This window comes from Pleomorphochaeta sp. DL1XJH-081, assembly GCF_049310885.1.
Classification (GTDB): domain Bacteria; phylum Spirochaetota; class Spirochaetia; order Sphaerochaetales; family Sphaerochaetaceae; genus CAYZJV01.
On record NZ_JBMDYO010000003.1, the window covers coordinates 124,555 to 141,762 of the forward strand.

Genomic DNA, 17,208 nt, shown 5'->3' on the forward strand with positions numbered 1-17,208 from the left:
ATGGATTTGCACTCAAGCAAATTCGATGTTCCACTCCATATCGGCTACTTTGCTGATAGTCTGGAATACCGAGCAATACCGTGTAGAAATCTCAAAGGCTTTCTTGAATTTCTCTTGGTCTTGGACACCCTTCGCCTTAGCCTCTATCGTACAAGTCTTCAAGGTCGCCACCTTTTCATCACGTTTAACGCCAGTTACCTGCATATCTACGCCCTTATAAGCCAGTTGCATTTTCTCAGCAATCGATACGAAGGTGCTGAACAGACAATACGAGAGACCACCTAGCAGCAGTTCATACGGGGCGAAAGCACTATCGGCTGGACCAAGATCAACCGTTGCTCCAGAATCGGTTATAAGTTTGCCATCTGTCTGCGCGAACCGTGATTCGATATGTATCCTTTGTCCCATCTTTGTTCTCCTCTATAAGGCTTTGTCACTAGAAGATAACCAATCTTATCATTCACGTAAAGTGCCGTATGGCCGAGTTTCCAGCCAATGCTCCAGTAGACCAGGCGGCTTGGAGATTATAGCCTCCCGTGTCTCCATCGATATCCACGACTTCACCAGCGAAGTAGAGACCTTTGATGATTTTCGACTGCATGGTTTTGGGATCAATCTCTTCCAAAGCAACACCGCCAGCTGTAACCATCGCCTGTGGAAAAGCTCCTTTGAGAGATATAGTGAATTCCTGACCAGCAAGTAGCTTGGCAAGTGGGGAAATCACCTTACGTCCGACCTCGGCAGCTTTTCTGTCTCCATCAATATTCGCCTCTTGGAGCAACCAGTGTACGAATTTTGTAGGTAGCCCCATCCTATGGATTATCGTTGCGACTTGGAGAGATCCACTCCTATTGCATAGGGAAAGCAGTTCGTCTTCCATCTGACGTTGAGTTCTTACCTTACCTGTCGAATGGGGTACCCAGCATATCTCAATAGTATCGCCAGAAGAGAGATAGCGTGCACAATCAAGTATCAATGGACCGGAGAGACCCGTGTGGGTAACAAGTAAAGGACCTTGGAAATATCGTCTCTTTCCAGCACCCCAGTTGATGGAAAGGCCGACATTATCGATTGAAATACCACTACAGTTCCCTATTGAAGAATTTTCTACAGCAACAGCGCACAAGGCCGGTTTTGGAGTGATAATGCTATGTCCCAAGGATTTTGCCAAGGTGTAACCATCTCCAGTCGAACCGGTACGCGGATAGGATTTTCCTCCAGTAGAAATGATGAGCTCATTGACCGTATCGACAAGAATCTCTTCACTATAGAGTTGGAACATACCCTGCTCATGTTGGACAGAAGTGATTCTTCGGTTTGTGTGGAATGTGATACCGGCATCCGTACAGCGTGTAAGGAGAATCCCTAGGACGTCCCTTGCTTTGAAACTGGCAGGAAAGACCTTATTATCCTCACGTATTACGAGAGGTAAGCCCATCTGTTCGAAAAACGCCATGGTTTTATCCGGAGAAAGTTCATGCAGTGCATGGCGAAGAAATTTCCCATGTTCCCCATAGTGATCAAGCATGTGTTCAACGGTAGCATTTCGCGTGATATTGCATTGGTTTCCCCCGGTGGATAGAAGCTTGATTCCCAGCCTTTCATTGCGTTCGAATATGGTGATTTGGCAAAAGATTCCGAGCTCTTTCGCCGCTAGGGATGCATGCAATGCGGCGAAAAGCCCTGCAGGGCCTCCGCCGACTATTGCAATTCCCTTTTCTTTCACTCAGCCTTCTTCGGTTGCTTAATGATCAGGTGGAGGTCGTCAAGCTGATTTTGGTCCACGTAAGAGGGCGATTCGTCCATAGGAGAGACCGCCGCGGTATTTTTCGGGAAGGCAATGACCTCTTTAATTGAAGTTTCTCCAGCCATGATCATAACCATTCTGTCAATCCCGGGAGCAATACCGCCATGTGGTGGTGGTCCATATCGGAAGGCGTTCAAGAGGAACCCGAACCGCTCTTCAGCCTGTTCGTCGGGGATATTGCAGATTCGGAAGATTCGTTTTTGCAATTCGACATCATGGATTCTTATCGAACCGGAGGCGACCTCATAACCATTGAGGACGAGATCGTACAAATCTCCCTTCACGCTACCGGGGTCGGACTCCAAAGTATCGAGATACTGTGACTGCGGCATGCTGAACATATGGTGTGCAGCCTCCCAATGACCTCGTTCTTCATTATACTCGAACAATGGGAAATCGATAATCCAACAGAAGGCGAATGCCTTTGGATCAATCAATCCAAGGTCTTTCGCCAGTTTAATGCGTACCGCACCTAAGGAGTTGCAAGTCTTCTTCCACTGGTCAGCAACAAAGAGGATCATATCACCCTCTTGTGCACCCATCCGGTCAAGCAACTTGGACTGGAGACCATCAAAGAACTTGGAGACACCACCTTCGAGTGAATTTCCGGCACCCACCTTCATCCATGCCAAGCCTTTCGCACCATAGATTTTGGCAGCTTCTTCCAAAGCTGTGATGTACTTTCTTGAGTAGGCTACACCTTCGGATGAAGGAGCCTTTATCGCTTTCACACAACCTCCCGATTCCAGGACGGTCTTGAAAGTACCGAAAGAGCTCGATCGAGCGATATCATCGACATCCACAAGGGGCAAATCATATCGGAGGTCGGGTTTGTCCACTCCATAGGTATTCATGGCATCGTACCAGCTCAAGCGAGTGAATTTCGCTGGAAGTTCTACATCCATGACTTTCTTGAAAACATAGCCGAACAACTCTTCCATGATTTCCAATACATCGTCACGCTTTACAAAACTCATTTCCATATCAAGTTGGGTAAATTCGAGCTGACGGTCACCACGGGCATCTTCGTCACGGTAACAGCGGGCAATTTGGAAGTACTTGTCGAATCCACTTACCATGAGTATTTGCTTGAGTAATTGGGGACTCTGCGGTAGGGCATAGAATTTGCCAGGATAGAGTCTTGAGGGAACCAGAAAGTCACGAGCCCCTTCCGGTGTGGATCTCATGAGCGTAGGGGTCTCGATTTCATAGAAATCGCGATCACTGAGAAACTCTCGAATAGCTCGTACAAAATCATGTCGAAGTTTGATACGCCGTTGCATGCCACCAGAACGAAGATCGAGGTAACGGTAACGAAGACGGGTATCTTCCTTAGCATCACTCTCGTCATCTATCATGAAGGGGACAGGCTCACAACTGCTGAGTATCTGCAATCCGGTTACTTCAACCTCTACCTCTCCAGTTGGCATATCGGGGTTTACCATCGAATCTGGTCTAGCATGGACGATTCCTTCTACCGCAATACAATATTCGACGTGTAGACGATCGGCAATTCCACGGACCGATTGGTCGGCAGACTCTCCTACGACCACTTGTGTGATTCCATAGCGGTCACGTAGGTTTATGAAGTGGATGCCTCCATGGTTTCTGTCGCGGTGGACCCACCCGTTGAGGACAACATGCTTGCCCTCGTCCGATTTTCTTAACTGACCGCATGTGACGGTCCTTTGCTTGTATTCCATGGGCGCAATATACCATGTAGACTAAGGTGTTTCAATTGGGAATCTTACTAAAGTATAACAATGCATAGTCTTGACGAATTGCCTATGGTAACGGAAGATGGAGAGAGAGGAGCTTGAAATGATACCACAATCGCAACCTGTGGTGATAAGCGCAAGCCGACGTACCGATATCCCTAATTATTATGCCTCCTGGTTTCTCCAACGATTGAGGGAAGGTTTTGTTTTGGTACGCAATGTAAGAGACTACCACCAGGTGAGGAGAGTGGATCTTGCCCCAGACGCACTAGCGTGTATCGTCTTTTGGACAAAAAACTTTAAACCTATGATGGAGTATGTGCCGTATTTGGAGCGATATTCCTTCTATATCCACTATACCATTACCGCCTATGGTGATGATGTTGAACCACGTGTTCCACCAATTGGCGAATCCATTGATTGTCTCAGACGTATTGCAGATAGAATCGGCCCTGAGCGTATTATTTGGCGGTATGACCCCATCTTTATGAATAGAACCTATCCTTTAGGCTATCATGTAGAACTGTTTTCCCATATGGCCTCTCGTTTGAAAGGGTATACAAAGAGGTGTGTCTTCAGTTTTTTGGATCACTATGGCCATATCAGGGATCGTATGGGTACTCTTGAAGTCGAACCTCTGGAAGATACTACGGCACATAGTATTGCTGCCCACATCGTTACACAATGCAATACCAATGGAATGGCTACGCAAACCTGTGCGGAAAATTTTGATTTCGATTACTTGGGAATCTCACATGGGGCATGTATCGATTCTCAATTGATTGAGAGAATCAGTGGGTTGGCATTAGGTGGGAAGAGGGATAAGAACCAACGTCCGGATTGCCGTTGTGCTCCCAGCGTCGATATCGGTACCTACAATACTTGCCTGAATCTTTGCCGATACTGCTATGCAAACCATAATGAGAAGCTTGTCCATGCTAATTATGCCAAGGCTCGGAGTACTTCTGAATTTCTGGTGGGAGGAAGGGAAGAGGGGGATACGCTCCAAGATATGAGTCCCGTGGACAAGCGTCAGCAACTCTCGTTATTTGGAGCTGATGGAAAGTAATTTCCAAACGAAGCGAGGGTAGGGAACGAAAGCCTGTTTGTATACCATGCATTATCTATCTTTATAATTAGCCCTTTTTCTCTCTAGTTCTTCCATTCTATTTTCGTTTGCTACTGCGAGCATGAGCTTGATCCGGTTTTCTTGGTTAACTCTCGTAGCTCCAGGGTCATAATCGATAGGGACGATATTTACTTGCTCATCGAGTTCCTTGAGACGCCGTATCATTCCCTTTCCTACGATATGGTTTGGAAGACATCCGAAAGGTTGAGCACAGATGATATTCCGATACCCCATCTCGGCTAGATCACGCATCTCTGCGGTCAATAGCCAACCTTCACCCATCTTACAACCAAGACTGATCACCTCTTCGGCAGATTCGATCGTCTTTCTGAACGGAACCGGAGGCACAAACCGTTTGATTCTGTCAACCTCCTCTATCATGATATCTTCCAAAATAGCTAAATAGTGTTTGATGTACCACATGATCGCATAACGGATCTTGCTTCCTCCATAGAGCTTGATATCCTCCAACTGATTCTGCAATCCATAAAGCATGAAGCCCATCAATCCGGGAAGCATGACCTCACAGGATTGAGATACCAAATAATCCTCAAGATGGTTGTTCCCAAGAGGAGCATATTTCATATAGATCTCACCAACTATGCCAACTTTCACCACTGGACGATCATAATCGGTCTCAATGGTAGCAAATTCGGCCACCATCTGACGCAAATCGGCAGTCATTGCTCTCTTGGTGTAACCCTTTCCTCGTGCATATTGCTCTGAAAGACGTTCAATCCACCTGTCCACCAATCTTTGGGTCTCTCCATGGTTTACCTCGTAGGGGCGTACCTGATTCTTCAGCAACATGAGGGTATCCCCACACAACAAAGCAGCGATTCCCTTCCGTAGCATCCTCAAGGTGATTCGGAATCCACTATTTCGGTTCATACCTTTCAGATTCAAGGAAACGATTGGGATTGTGCCATAGCCAGCCTTATCCAAGGCTTTCCTCAACAGATGGATATAATTACTTGCCCGGCAACCTCCCCCAGTCTGAGTAATAGCCAATGCGGTCCGATCCAAATCATATTCCCCACTATCAAGTGCATCGATCATCTGTCCAATTACTAATAATGCTGGATAACAGGTGTCGTTATGGACATACTTGAGTCCTTTCCTCACGACCTGGGGGCCTTCATTCTCCAATAATTTTACTGTATATCCCTCATCCTTCAACACATTTACCAGAAGACGGAACTGGGTGGTCGCCATATTGGGGGCGAGGATTGTATGGGTATCCCGCATTTCACGCGTGAATTGCGGATCAATGGCCTTCATGGAAACGCTCCTGTTGCTCGATTGCCGAGAGGAGACTTCTGAAGCGAATCCTCACAGCGCCTAGGTTTGTAATTTCATCGATTTTGATCTGTGTATACATCTTTCCGGCCGATTCGAGAATATCCCGTGTTTCGTCACTGGTGATGGCATCTACGCCACAGCCGAATGAGACCAATTGGACGAGATTCATATCGGGTTCATCGGCGATCGCTTTCGCAGCCGCATACAATCTTGCATGGTAGGTCCATTGGTTCAAGACATGGACAGGAAATCTCTCTACTTGGTCGGAGATAGCATCTTCACTGATCACCGCTACACCAAATCCATTCAGGAGTTTATCGATACCATGGCTTACTTCTGGGTCGATATGGTAGGGACGTCCAGCGAGAATGATAATCTGTTTCCCTTCCGTTCTTGCCATATCTATAATTTTTCGGCCTTGTTTGCGAGTCCTCTCCATATATGCTTCATGGGCAGCGTATGCGGCATCGGAGGCTTTTTTTACTAGCTTCACGTCAATTTTTCCAAAAAAAGGCTCCAATTGTTTGGCAATTTTCTTAGGAAAATCTTTTCTTCGATGCAATCCGATATGGCCATGAATGAACTGTATCGCATGGACCTCTTCCATATTTGCTGAGATGACTTCAGGATAATATGCCACCACAGGACAATTGAAGTGGTTCTCTCCCAGCCCCTCATCAAGATTATAGGTCATGCAGGGATAGAAGATAGTACGGATTCCTCCATCGAGCAAGGCTTGGATATGGCCATGCATCAATTTTGCCGGAAAGCAAGCTGTATCACTTGGGATTGTCGCCTGCCCGGAAAGGTAGAGTTTACGATTGGACTGGGGAGAGATTACGATACGTTTTCCCAATGTTTCAAAAAATGCCTTCCAGAAATAGATGAGCTCATAGGTATTGAGTCCTAAGGGAATACCTATGGCATCCTTCGGTGTATGATCATCCAGATAGCAGCCAAGCTTTTCAATCTCAGCCAGTTTCCAACTGTAGAGGTTCAACTCATCCTGAGAAATCTTGTTTGTGACTGGTCTCTCACAACGATTTCCGCTAATGTATCGTTTCCCATTGGAAAAAGTATTTATGGTTAACCTGCAATGGTTCGTACAAAGACGGCAGGTGGTAACTTTTACTGAGTGTTCGAAACGAGCCAAAGCCTCTGCTGTAATAATACCACTGGAATTTATACAAAAATCTTTTGCATGGAGGGCCGCTCCATAAGCACCCATGAGGCCGGCTATGGTAGGACGTACTACTTCAGTTCCTAATTCCATTTCGAAGGCACGGAGGACAGCATCGTTATGGAAGGTTCCTCCTTGGACTACTATCTGTCTACCCAGACTCTCAGCTGATGTTGCCCGTATGACTTTGTAGAGAGCATTCTTTACCACACTGACCGATAGCCCGGCACTGATATCTTCGACCGGGGAACCCTCTTTTTGTGCTTGCTTGACCGAGGAGTTCATGAATACGGTGCAACGGCTACCGAGATCTACCGGATGTTTGGCCAACAAGCCCAACTTGGCGAACTCTTCTATTGGGTAGCCTAATGCTTGAGCGAATGTCTGGAGGAAAGAACCACATCCGGAGGAACATGCTTCATTAAGATAAATACTGTCTACCGCTCCGTTATGGATCTGGAAACATTTGATATCCTGTCCTCCGATATCGATTACGAAATCTACATTCGGCATGAAGGTTTTCGCAGCTGTGAAATGTGCAACAGTCTCAACTAGGCCTTCATCGATGCCAAAGGCAGCTCGTATGATGTCTTCTCCATATCCTGTGACCGCGCTCCCCTTGATATGGATGGTCGGGTGTTCCCGATACAGTCTTTCCAACACAGAGCGGACAATGGGTACAGGATTTCCGCTATTGCTCTGGTAAGTTGTATCCACGATCATACCATCTTGGTCAATCGCGACAGTCTTTACTGTGGTAGAACCTGCATCGATTCCCAAATAAATATACTTGGTGTCAGTATCGATTGGTTTCGTCGGGATTGTGGCTTGTTGGTGCCTTTTCGCGAATAATTCATAGGTAGCTTTGTCGGGAAATAATGGAGGCATGGAGACGACAGAGTCTTCAATCTTGTGATTTCTCAGTTGATGTACTGCCTTGGAAAGATCAATAGTGGTTGTGGCACAATATGCAGCTCCGAGGGCAACATAGTAGAGAGAATGTTCGGGGCAGAGACCGGTAGTCTGTAGTGTCGAGTCGAATGCCTTGCGAAGCTCGCCCATGAAAGTGAGGGGACCTCCAAGATAGACAATATTTCCCTTGATGGGGCGTCCTTGCGCTAGGCCTGCTATCGTCTGATTTACCACTGCTTGGAAAATACTGGCAGCTATATCACATTTTCGAGCCCCTTGGTTGAGGAGTGGCTGTATATCGGACTTGGCGAAGACACCACAACGGGATGCTACGGTATAGGTTTTCTCTGCTTTGGCAGCCTCTATGTCCATCTCCTCGGCCGATATCTGAAGCAATGATGACATCTGATCAATAAAAGCCCCAGTTCCCCCGGCACAGCTACCGTTCATCCTAACTTCCATCCCTCGCGAAAGGAAGAGTATCTTGGCATCCTCACCCCCGAGTTCGATAATCACATCGGTTTCTGGAACGAGTCGCTTCGCAGCAACTCTGGTTGCATAGACTTCTTGAATAAAGGGGAGGGAACTTCGGTCTGCCATTCCCATACCAGCCGATCCACTGATCATAAGCTTAGCCGGTTCGCCTTTCAGGATTTCATGCCTGATATACTCCAACAGACGGGCAGACTGAGCAGTAATTTGTGAGAAGTGACGTTCATAGGTTGCATAAACGATCTTATTCTCTTCATCGAGCACAACACATTTGATAGTAGTGGACCCTACGTCCAAGCCAATTACCAACTCACTGTCCTCCTCGCGACTTTTACCGATTCTATCCTTGAACCTCATCTTTGCCTAGATGATATGGTTCCAAAAATTAGGCATGCAGTCCATTGGTATGTTCGAACTGGGCTGTATACAATTCGGCATAGAATCCATTTTTTTCAAGTAATTGCTCATGCGTACCCTGTTCAATGATATCTCCCTCATCCATAACCAGAATCAGATCGGCGTTTTTAATGGTAGATAGTCGATGGGCAATAATAAAACTCGTTCTCCCTATCATAACATGGTCCATAGCCTCTTGGATCAAGACTTCGGTCCTTGTATCGACTGAACTGGTAGCCTCATCAAGAATCAGGATGCTGGGATTGGCAAGAATAGCACGGGCTATAGTGATCAGTTGTCGCTGACCTTGTGAGATGTTGGAGGACTCTTCGTTTACCACCATGTCGTATCCGTCCGGTAATGTATGCACGAAATGGTCAATCCTTGCAGCCTTCGCTGCCTGCTCAACCTCCTCATCGGTTGCATCCAATCTTCCATAACGGATATTTTCCCGAATGGTTCCATTGAACAGCCATGCGTCTTGTAAAACCATAGCGAAGTGGGACCTAAGGTCGGCTCTTGATAGCTTACAGATGTCTTGCCCATCAATAGTGATCACTCCGCTATCCAGATCATAAAAACGCATAAGCAATTTCACCATCGTAGTTTTTCCAGCTCCCGTTGGTCCAACGATCGCAATCTTCATTCCCGGTAGAACTTCGGCGCTGAAATCCTTTATTACCGGTAGCTCTGGATCATATCCAAAGTGTACATGCTTGAATGAAACGGATCCCGTGAGGCGTCCTAGGGTGCAGCTGGTGGTGTCATCATCAAGCTCTTCCATACCGTCGAGGAATTCGAATACTCTTTCTGCGGCGGCAGCTGTCGATTGGAGCATATTGGTAACTTGTGCGACTTGTGCTATTGGTTGGGTAAAGTTTCTGATGTATTGGATGAATGCCTGAATATCTCCTACCGAGATAGTTCCTCGTATAGCCAATGATCCACCAAGCAAGGCGATGGCTACATATCCCAGATCTCCCAAACCATGCATTACCGGCATCATAAGGCCACTGAGAAATTGCGATTTCCAAGCCGATTCATATAACTCTCGATTAGTTTCATTAAAACTTTCCGTTACCTTATTTTCTGCACAAAAAGCCTTCACCACCAGATGTCCGCTATATACTTCCTCGACGTGTCCATTGATAGTTCCCAAAGCCTTTTGCTGTGCTATGAAATGTTTTTGGCTTATTTTTACCACTCGAGAGATAAACAACATGGCTAGGGGTAGAATCACCAGTGTAACCAAGGTCATCAACCAGCTGATGGACATCATCATGATAAGAACGCCGATCATGGTTGCAATAGCGGTAAGGATTTGGATAATTCCTTGATTGAGATTCTGGCTGAGGGTATCAATATCATTTGTGACCCGGGAGAGGATCTCGCCATGGGTTGTGGTATCGAAGCTTCGCATGGGCATTCTGTGGATCTTTTCCGCAATCTCCTTACGTAGATTCTTAGAAATCCTCTGGGTTATGGTACTCATAATGAATCCTTGGCTGAACATGAGAAGTGAGCTACCAAGATAGAGAATCACCAATGTAAGAAGAATTCTTCCGACCTGAGGAAAATCGACTCCTCCCTCTCCCGACAATTTCCCTGTAATACCTTCAAAGATCGTAGTTGTAGCTGTACCAAGAATCTTTGGACCGACGATAGTGAATGTCGTTCCTCCCAAAGCGAATACCAGGACAAGAATAATGGCAGGCCAATAAGGGGCCAATCTTTTTCCTAATCTGCGTGCTGCACGGGAAAAGTTTTTCGGTTTTTCGCCAGGAATAGGAAGTCCATGCCTTCCTCCCGGTCTACCAGGGGGGCGCATGGGAGGTCTTGCCTGCTCCTGCGAAGCTTTGCTGGTATCGCTATTCATGATTTTCGATCTCCTCAGGAGATAATTGTGATTGGGCGATTTGACGATAGATCGGGCAATCCATCATCAATTGCCGATGGGTTCCCTTTCCTACCAAACGCCCTTCATCCAAGACCAGAATTGTGTCTGCATGCATAATACTGCTGATTCGTTGGGCTACTACGATGATTGTGGAGTCGGCAAGTTCCTGCGATAGTTGTTTACGGACTCTGTTCTCTGTCCTGAAGTCGAGAGCGGAGAAACTGTCGTCGAATAAAAGAATCTTAGGTTTTCCTGCTATGGCACGTGCTATGGCCAATCGTTGTCTTTGGCCTCCCGAAACATTGGTTCCCCCCTGAGAGATCGCACTATTGTATCCTTCTGGTTTCTCGATGATGAACTGGTGAGCCTGAGCAATCTTTGCTGAATTGGTTATTTGATCGTCGGACAATGTTTCGTCTCCGAATGAGATATTGCTTGCGATAGTTCCGCTGAATAGACGTCCTTGTTGGGGGACATAGCCGATATGCTTTCGTAAATCGTGGAGAGACCTCTTTCTTATGTCTACTCCATCGATCTCTATAGAGCCGTTAGTCACATCGTGGAAACGCGGGATCAGATTCAGGAGAGTCGACTTTCCACTACCGGTGCTTCCAATAATGGCAGTCGTGGTGCCTGGCTTTGCTTCGAATGATATTGAAGATACCGCCTCAGAAGTTGCTCCATGGTAGGTGAATCCTACATCGACAAATCGGATGGTACCTTCGACCGGCTCGATAAATGGAATCACGTCTACAGACTCCAGGACCGATAGGGGAGTCTCCAGTACAGCTTTGATTCTCGTAGCGGAAACAGAAGCCCTTGGAAGCATGATGGTAAGCATAGTAATCATGAGGAATGACATGATGATCAACATTGCATACTGGATGAATGCCATCATATCGCCTACCTGCATGGTCCCCTCCTGTATATGGATTCCTCCCCTCCAAACTATGAGCACCGTTGTCAGATTCATGATTAACATCATTAACGGCATCATGGCTGACATGGCACGGTTCACGAAGAGTGTAGTCGCGGTGAGATTTTTGTTTGCTTTCTCGAAACGCTTCTGTTCATGTGCCTGGGTATTGAATGCCCGTATGACCTGCAATCCGGTCAGTGTCTCACGCACAACACGGTTGACGGTATCCACCAATTCCTGTAGGCGTTTGAATCGGGGCATGGCGAGGGCGAACATGGTGATTACCACAGTGAAGATAGCTAAAACTGCAACTCCGATAGTCCATGACATGGAGCTGTTGGTACCCAATACCCGCAAGATTCCTCCGATTGCCATCAATGGAGCAAATATGACTACACGAAGAATCATGACGAATGATTGTTGTATCTGTTGAATATCGTTTGTGCTTCTAGTAACCAGAGATGCTGTCGAAAACGAATCCATTTCATCCTGACTGAATGACACGACTTTATAGAAGACATCTTCACGTAAATTCTTACCTAGGAGTGCTGCTACCTTGGATGCGAAAAAGGCTACCATGATGGAGGCGATTACACCCATAGCAGATATTCCTATCATAGCAAGACCAGTCTTTCCAATATAGCGATTTTGGATGCTACCGATATCTATTCCCAATCTTTCATGATCCGCCCGTATCGTGGCAATCGCAGCCTGTTCCATGATGCTCAGTGGAGCTTGGTGTGCATCGCTACCCATTCCGATGGTAGCCAAAATTGGGGAAAATACAAGTCTCAGATCAGCTTCATCTCCCTTTAGTACATAGGCTGGCACTAGGTACTCTGTCTCAGACATAGTATATGACTGGAGGATCAGTTCCTTCTCATCTGCGTTACCCAATTCTATCACACGCTCCATCAGCGTTGAACTGATTACCTGGGGGACAGTTGAGACAATGCCCCCTTGTTGGATTCCTATGTTGACAATATTTGAAGTGTACTGGGGAAGAGTCAAATCGGCGATCACCTTGACGAACAGCAATAGTACAACAAGGATGATTGAACCATAGGATTTGCGAAGGTATTTCAGCACCATGGACATGGGTTTTCGTCTCCTTGCGTTGCCGTTACGAGATTATCCCGAATTTTTTTAGCTAGTTCTTCAAATTGCATTCGTTCTTCATCTGTGAAGTTGGCGAAGGTCTCCTGTTCAATCTGATAAAAACGTTCTGCAGCTTCCTCTAAAAGTGATCGACCGAGTTCAGTGATCCGGACTCGGAATACCCGGGCATCTAGGGGATCTTTATATCGAGTGACCAAAGTTGCCTTTTCCAGCCTTCCCAGCATAACCGTAAGGGTCGATGCTTTTACAAAGAGATGGTTCGCAATCTCTGTCTGGTTCAAACCCTCGGCCTTTGCCAGCAGGGAGAGTAGATGGAATTGGCTTGGGTGGATTCCCAGCGAACCGAATAGTGCATGTGCCCGTACGAAGCGGAGTCGAGTGATCTGTGCTAAAAGGGGAATGCTTTCACATCGTATTGGATCTGGGTGATGGAATTCCATAGATACCTTCCGATTAGTTAGTTAGCTAAGTAATAGTCGAAACAGCCATTATCGTCAATATGATAAGGACGGTTTAGTGATATACATCTGAAAAGAATCGGGACCGCATTGAGGGGGTCTCCCTAGCTTTGCGATCCCGAAAAGGGAAGATTGTATAGTAATTTTCAGTATCTACTGTGCAATATGAATTGCTCCTGAAGTACTGGTGAAAATTGCTTCGTGGTCTTCGCTCCCCAGTCGGTAGGTAGTTATCCGTTTGTCTGTACTTGCAGGGGTAGCAGCGGGGAATTTGGTTTCTATACGCCCACTGATGGTTGAAGTTTCGACTTTGCCACCGAATGATGGGGATAGGGAGATATCGATCTTTCCAGAAATAGTGGTCAAACCTATCTCAAAGGAGTCAACCAAGCCCACCACAATCGAACCAGAGACGGTCTCGATGTCAATTTCACCAGCAGGTGCACGTACGGTTTTCAGGTCTATCGAGCCCGATACGCTGCCCGCGGAAAAATCGGTTGTCTCTATTTCCGCTCCAGAAATCCTTCCCGAAACGCTCTCTATCTCCACCTCTTCAGAAGCTTGCATATCTACAAAGGTAATTGCTCCAGAAACCGATTCAAACGAGATTTCATCAGCAACCAGTGATGTTTCTATCTGGATAGATCCACTTACTGAAGAGATTTCCACCTCCCCAAAAGAGAGATTCTTTGGGAGTGAGATCCGCAGTTCGGTTCCAAACATATCGATGATATCGAATCCCAGCTTATTCTTGCGTTTAACTTCGACGACAATACCATCCCGACCTTCGTTGGAGAGCATTCGGAACTTTGTATTATCCGGTCCTTCCAAGGAGACTATGACCCGATTATTCGAATTGTTGTGCTCGATGATGATATCGGGAACATCGGTGGAAATCCTGATATTATCATGTTTTCCAATAGACAGCTCTTGGCGGTAGGATGTTCCTGCAGCCATCAATGGTAAACCGATGGCTAGCAGAAGACCCACTAGTAGGATATTCCGTTTCATCTTCCATCCTCGTGGAAACGTTGGTCCCAATCGCGTTCCTTGTCGAAGATTTCCTCTTCCATTCCTTCCACTTTACGTTTGAGATTCTCAAAGGTCTGCTTCAGATCCTCACGTGTTCGAGCAAAACCCCCATTGTCTCGGGAATACTGTTCCGACTCTTCATAGTGGGTACCGTACCCCGGTTCAAGAGGCATGAAGAGCGCGACGAGTGCGTAGATTATGATGCCTGGGAATATACCTGTTACCAGAATCGAGACAGCTACGATCGCTCTCAATAAATCGACCGGGAGGTCTCTCCAATCGGCAATTCCTTGACATACACCGAATATCTTTCCCCTACGGGACCTGTATAATTGTTTGGTTGCCATATCCATCCTTCCTATTCCTTTCCCTTATTGTTCTTACTGTTGCGGAGAATTATCTCAAGATTCTCAATCCGCCTGGCCAAATCCATGATTCCATCTTCTAATTCACGATCGCTCTTCAGTCGCTGTTCCTCATGGGTTTCTTTACTTCTTCGTTTGCGTTCCTTTGATTTAATGCTGGTGTTGATAACCCATCCGGCAAACAGAAACGGCGCAACAATCGCTATGATCGCAATCAACGTATCACTATTCATTATTCCCTCTCTCCCAGGAGCCCTTCAATTAGCGGGATTGCCGCTTCTTTCGAAGTTGTTCAAGCTCTGCTTCTATCTCATCCAGTTCTTCCAAATCCGCAAATTTCGATTCCAGGTTACTTTTCGGCTTGTTCATCTGGCTGTTCGCTTCCATTCGGTCCACTTGCTGTTCCATGTGGTCGAAACGGCTGGTTGCAGCGGCATCCGATGCTTTGCGAATAGTTTCATTGGCAGCCTGTTCTTCTCTAGCCCTGGTAGCCCTTTCAACGATTGACTGGTGTCTATGGCGAAGTGACTGCAACTTGTCCTCAAGCTTTCCGATGTCCTCTTTGCTCTTTGCAATAATATCTTCGTACCGATCCCAGTCTTCCAGTTTTCGCTCCAAGTCTCCTTGGGCTTTACGCTTTTCAATGAGGGCTTCCCTTGCCAGGTCATCGCGACCTTTGGAGAGAGCCATCTCCGCCCGATTTTTCCATCGTTCGACAAGTGCTTCCAATTCAGTACGTTCCCGGTCAACCTTCGCCTTTTTTGCGATCTTATCGGCACAGGCACTTTTCAGTTCGATCAAGGTATCCTCCATCTCCTGAATCATGAGACGGACCATCTTTTCGGGATCTTCCGCTTTGTCGAGCAAGGAATTGATATTGGCATTCACTATGTCCATGAATCTTGAGAAAACTCCCATATTTGTACTCCTTAAATGAGACGTTATCGGGGTACTATCATACCCGTTGTCAAATATGATGCAAGAACCGTGCCAACATCAGAATAACAATGCCTACTTACTATGGAACATTCTTAAATCACATGCAAGCAGCATTTATGGTTAATTGTACTATACATGTACTATTCTGTGAATCGATTTGACTTGGTAAAAATAACCAATGTATGGTAGAATCCACCTATGAGTGATGAACGGTTCGGGTACTCCCAGGCTCCCTTAGGTGAATCGGAAGTTTTTCTCAATTTCCAGCAAGCTCTCAGTCGTGCCGCAACGGTGAACCGAAGTGTGCTTGTGGTCGGAGAGCGGGGTAGTGGAAAGGAGATTGCTGCAAGCAGACTCCATTATCTCAGCCCACGATGGCAAAACAGGCTTGTCACGGTCAACTGTGCGGCATTACCACCTTCGTTGATAGAACCAGAGTTGTTTGGATATGAGCCGGGGGCATTTACCGGTGCGACTAAAACCAGAAAGGGACGTTTCGAGGAGGCTGAGGGGGGTACTCTTTTCCTGGATGAAATCGGGCTCATTCCCCTAGAGGTACAAGAAAAGATTTTGCGTGTGGTCGAATACGGAACCTTCGAGCGAGTTGGATCATCCAAGACTCATGAAGCTGATGTCCGTATCGTGGGAGCTACCAATGCAGATCTTCCTTCTCTCTGTGCAGAGGGGAAATTCAAGGAGGATTTGCTGGATCGTCTCTCGTTTGAGGTCCTTTTTCTTCCTCCATTACGTGCAAGAGGTGAAGATATCATCCTCTTGGCCGAATTCTTTGCTGCAAAGATGTCTCTGGAGTGTGGTCGGTCGGAACTCCCTGTTATAAGTGACTTTGTGAAGGAACAGTTGATGACATACCCTTGGCCAGGGAATGTGCGAGAATTGAAGAATGTTGTTGAACGTGCCGTTTATCGGGCACAGGGAAATGAAATCCAAAGTATCCAATTCAATCCATTCGAAAATCCGTTCCAAGCAATTGGTAAGACAGAGACACCAACGAAAGAGCAAGTCCGAAACGAGGAATCGACTCTCCTGTTGGAACAGATGCCCTTGACCACATATGAGCAGACCAAGCGTGATATAGATATCACATTTCTCAAGAGGGCGCTTGAAGAGAACCAGGGAAACCAAAAAGAGGCCGCAAGTGCCATGGGGCTCACCTACGACCAATTCAGAGGATTGTATCGGAAATATAAGGATGTGCTTGGTTGAAAAGAAGGTCGCCGCTTTTGAACGACGACCTTATACATTAGCGACTTTCCGGTTTCATTGCGATTGCAGCTACCAGATACAGCGCTCCAATCGGCCAAAAACCACTGGCAAAAAATGCTATGACCATGCCAAGTCTCAACGGCCATGCAGGAATCTCGAGCCAATCGGCGAATCCTTGGCATACACCAAGTAAGATTCCATTACGGGATCTGCGTAGCCCTTTTCGGTGTGGTGTGCCGTCCGACCAACCATCCTGATACCCCTTGCGATAATCCTTTTCCCAATACCGCCTATATTCGTGTGAGTAATAACGATCCAC

At 46.6% G+C, this 17,208-nt stretch carries 15 protein-coding genes; 2 read left to right on the plus strand and 13 right to left on the minus strand.

All coding sequences use genetic code 11. The features are described 5' to 3' along the window. Positions 1-12: 12 nt before the first annotated feature. The 3 genes from ACODJP_RS07150 to aspS are packed head-to-tail and all read right to left on the minus strand — an operon-like array spanning position 13 to position 3,510. Positions 13-408: an OsmC family protein gene (locus tag ACODJP_RS07150; RefSeq protein WP_422479971.1), complete on the minus strand. Its 396-nt coding sequence runs from the start codon at positions 406-408 to the stop codon at positions 13-15. 52 nt (positions 409-460) lie between these two features. Beyond that, positions 461-1,726: an NAD(P)/FAD-dependent oxidoreductase gene (locus tag ACODJP_RS07155; RefSeq protein WP_422479973.1), complete on the minus strand. Its 1,266-nt coding sequence runs from the start codon at positions 1,724-1,726 to the stop codon at positions 461-463. Beyond that, on the minus strand, positions 1,723-3,510 hold the full coding sequence (gene aspS, locus ACODJP_RS07160) for an aspartate--tRNA ligase (protein WP_422479975.1): 1,788 nt from the start codon (positions 3,508-3,510) through the stop codon (positions 1,723-1,725). The genes ACODJP_RS07155 and aspS overlap by 4 nt, the downstream gene beginning before the upstream one ends. Positions 3,511-3,628: 118 nt before the next feature. Between aspS and ACODJP_RS07165 the strand changes: the two genes are divergently transcribed. Next, positions 3,629-4,594 (plus strand): DUF1848 domain-containing protein, encoded by a 966-nt coding sequence (locus tag ACODJP_RS07165; protein WP_422479976.1) that lies wholly within the window; start codon positions 3,629-3,631, stop codon positions 4,592-4,594. A gap of 51 nt (positions 4,595-4,645) precedes the next feature. Here ACODJP_RS07165 and ACODJP_RS07170 read toward each other — a convergent pair whose 3' ends face one another. The 9 genes from ACODJP_RS07170 to ACODJP_RS07210 form a co-directional block, all read right to left on the minus strand. After that, a complete protein-coding gene (locus tag ACODJP_RS07170; RefSeq protein WP_422479978.1) occupies positions 4,646-5,935 on the minus strand; it encodes a 2-hydroxyglutaryl-CoA dehydratase in 1,290 nt (429 codons plus the stop codon). Beyond that, positions 5,922-8,897: an acyl-CoA dehydratase activase gene (locus tag ACODJP_RS07175; protein WP_422479980.1), complete on the minus strand. Its 2,976-nt coding sequence runs from the start codon at positions 8,895-8,897 to the stop codon at positions 5,922-5,924. Before ACODJP_RS07175 ends, ACODJP_RS07170 begins: the two co-directional genes overlap by 14 nt. A gap of 28 nt (positions 8,898-8,925) precedes the next feature. Further along, positions 8,926-10,812 carry an ABC transporter ATP-binding protein gene (locus tag ACODJP_RS07180; protein WP_422479982.1) on the minus strand — a complete coding sequence of 629 codons (1,887 nt, stop codon included), beginning with the start codon at positions 10,810-10,812 and terminating at the stop codon, positions 8,926-8,928. After that, the gene (locus tag ACODJP_RS07185; protein ID WP_422479984.1) at positions 10,805-12,850 is read right to left on the minus strand and encodes an ABC transporter ATP-binding protein; all 2,046 of its coding nucleotides are present in this window, start codon (positions 12,848-12,850) and stop codon (positions 10,805-10,807) included. Before ACODJP_RS07185 ends, ACODJP_RS07180 begins: the two co-directional genes overlap by 8 nt. Beyond that, positions 12,835-13,311, minus strand: a complete 477-nt coding sequence (locus tag ACODJP_RS07190) for a MarR family winged helix-turn-helix transcriptional regulator (RefSeq protein ID WP_422479986.1) — start codon at positions 13,309-13,311, stop codon at positions 12,835-12,837. Before ACODJP_RS07190 ends, ACODJP_RS07185 begins: the two co-directional genes overlap by 16 nt. A gap of 171 nt (positions 13,312-13,482) precedes the next feature. Next, complete coding sequence (locus tag ACODJP_RS07195) at positions 13,483-14,340, minus strand: DUF4097 family beta strand repeat-containing protein (RefSeq protein WP_422479988.1); 858 nt, start codon at positions 14,338-14,340, stop codon at positions 13,483-13,485. Beyond that, on the minus strand, positions 14,337-14,708 hold the full coding sequence (locus ACODJP_RS07200; protein WP_422479990.1) for a PspC domain-containing protein: 372 nt from the start codon (positions 14,706-14,708) through the stop codon (positions 14,337-14,339). Before ACODJP_RS07200 ends, ACODJP_RS07195 begins: the two co-directional genes overlap by 4 nt. An 11-nt stretch (positions 14,709-14,719) precedes the next feature. After that, entirely contained in the window at positions 14,720-14,959 is a 240-nt protein-coding gene (locus ACODJP_RS07205) for a hypothetical protein (RefSeq protein ID WP_422479992.1), read from the minus strand. Between the two features lie 28 nt (positions 14,960-14,987). Continuing rightward, entirely contained in the window at positions 14,988-15,644 is a 657-nt protein-coding gene (locus ACODJP_RS07210) for a PspA/IM30 family protein (RefSeq protein ID WP_422479994.1), read from the minus strand. A 219-nt stretch (positions 15,645-15,863) separates the two neighbouring features. Between ACODJP_RS07210 and ACODJP_RS07215 the strand changes: the two genes are divergently transcribed. Further along, entirely contained in the window at positions 15,864-16,889 is a 1,026-nt protein-coding gene (locus ACODJP_RS07215; protein WP_422479996.1) for a sigma 54-interacting transcriptional regulator, read from the plus strand. A gap of 37 nt (positions 16,890-16,926) precedes the next feature. On the opposite strand, the gene ACODJP_RS07220 is transcribed toward ACODJP_RS07215, so the two are convergent. Then, positions 16,927-17,208 carry a PspC domain-containing protein gene (locus ACODJP_RS07220; protein ID WP_422479998.1) on the minus strand — a complete coding sequence of 94 codons (282 nt, stop codon included), beginning with the start codon at positions 17,206-17,208 and terminating at the stop codon, positions 16,927-16,929.

Coding starts and splice junctions, on each gene's coding strand:
- ACODJP_RS07150 (WP_422479971.1), bottom strand. CDS start 408: ATGGGACAAAGGATACATATCGAATCACGGTTCGCGCAGACAGATGGC.
- aspS (WP_422479975.1), bottom strand. CDS start 3,510: ATGGAATACAAGCAAAGGACCGTCACATGCGGTCAGTTAAGAAAATCG.
- ACODJP_RS07165 (WP_422479976.1), top strand. CDS start 3,629: ATGATACCACAATCGCAACCTGTGGTGATAAGCGCAAGCCGACGTACC.
- ACODJP_RS07170 (WP_422479978.1), bottom strand. CDS start 5,935: ATGAAGGCCATTGATCCGCAATTCACGCGTGAAATGCGGGATACCCAT.
- ACODJP_RS07175 (WP_422479980.1), bottom strand. CDS start 8,897: ATGAGGTTCAAGGATAGAATCGGTAAAAGTCGCGAGGAGGACAGTGAG.
- ACODJP_RS07180 (WP_422479982.1), bottom strand. CDS start 10,812: ATGAATAGCGATACCAGCAAAGCTTCGCAGGAGCAGGCAAGACCTCCC.
- ACODJP_RS07185 (WP_422479984.1), bottom strand. CDS start 12,850: ATGTCCATGGTGCTGAAATACCTTCGCAAATCCTATGGTTCAATCATC.
- ACODJP_RS07190 (WP_422479986.1), bottom strand. CDS start 13,311: ATGGAATTCCATCACCCAGATCCAATACGATGTGAAAGCATTCCCCTT.
- ACODJP_RS07195 (WP_422479988.1), bottom strand. CDS start 14,340: ATGAAACGGAATATCCTACTAGTGGGTCTTCTGCTAGCCATCGGTTTA.
- ACODJP_RS07200 (WP_422479990.1), bottom strand. CDS start 14,708: ATGGCAACCAAACAATTATACAGGTCCCGTAGGGGAAAGATATTCGGT.
- ACODJP_RS07205 (WP_422479992.1), bottom strand. CDS start 14,959: ATGAATAGTGATACGTTGATTGCGATCATAGCGATTGTTGCGCCGTTT.
- ACODJP_RS07210 (WP_422479994.1), bottom strand. CDS start 15,644: ATGGGAGTTTTCTCAAGATTCATGGACATAGTGAATGCCAATATCAAT.
- ACODJP_RS07215 (WP_422479996.1), top strand. CDS start 15,864: ATGAGTGATGAACGGTTCGGGTACTCCCAGGCTCCCTTAGGTGAATCG.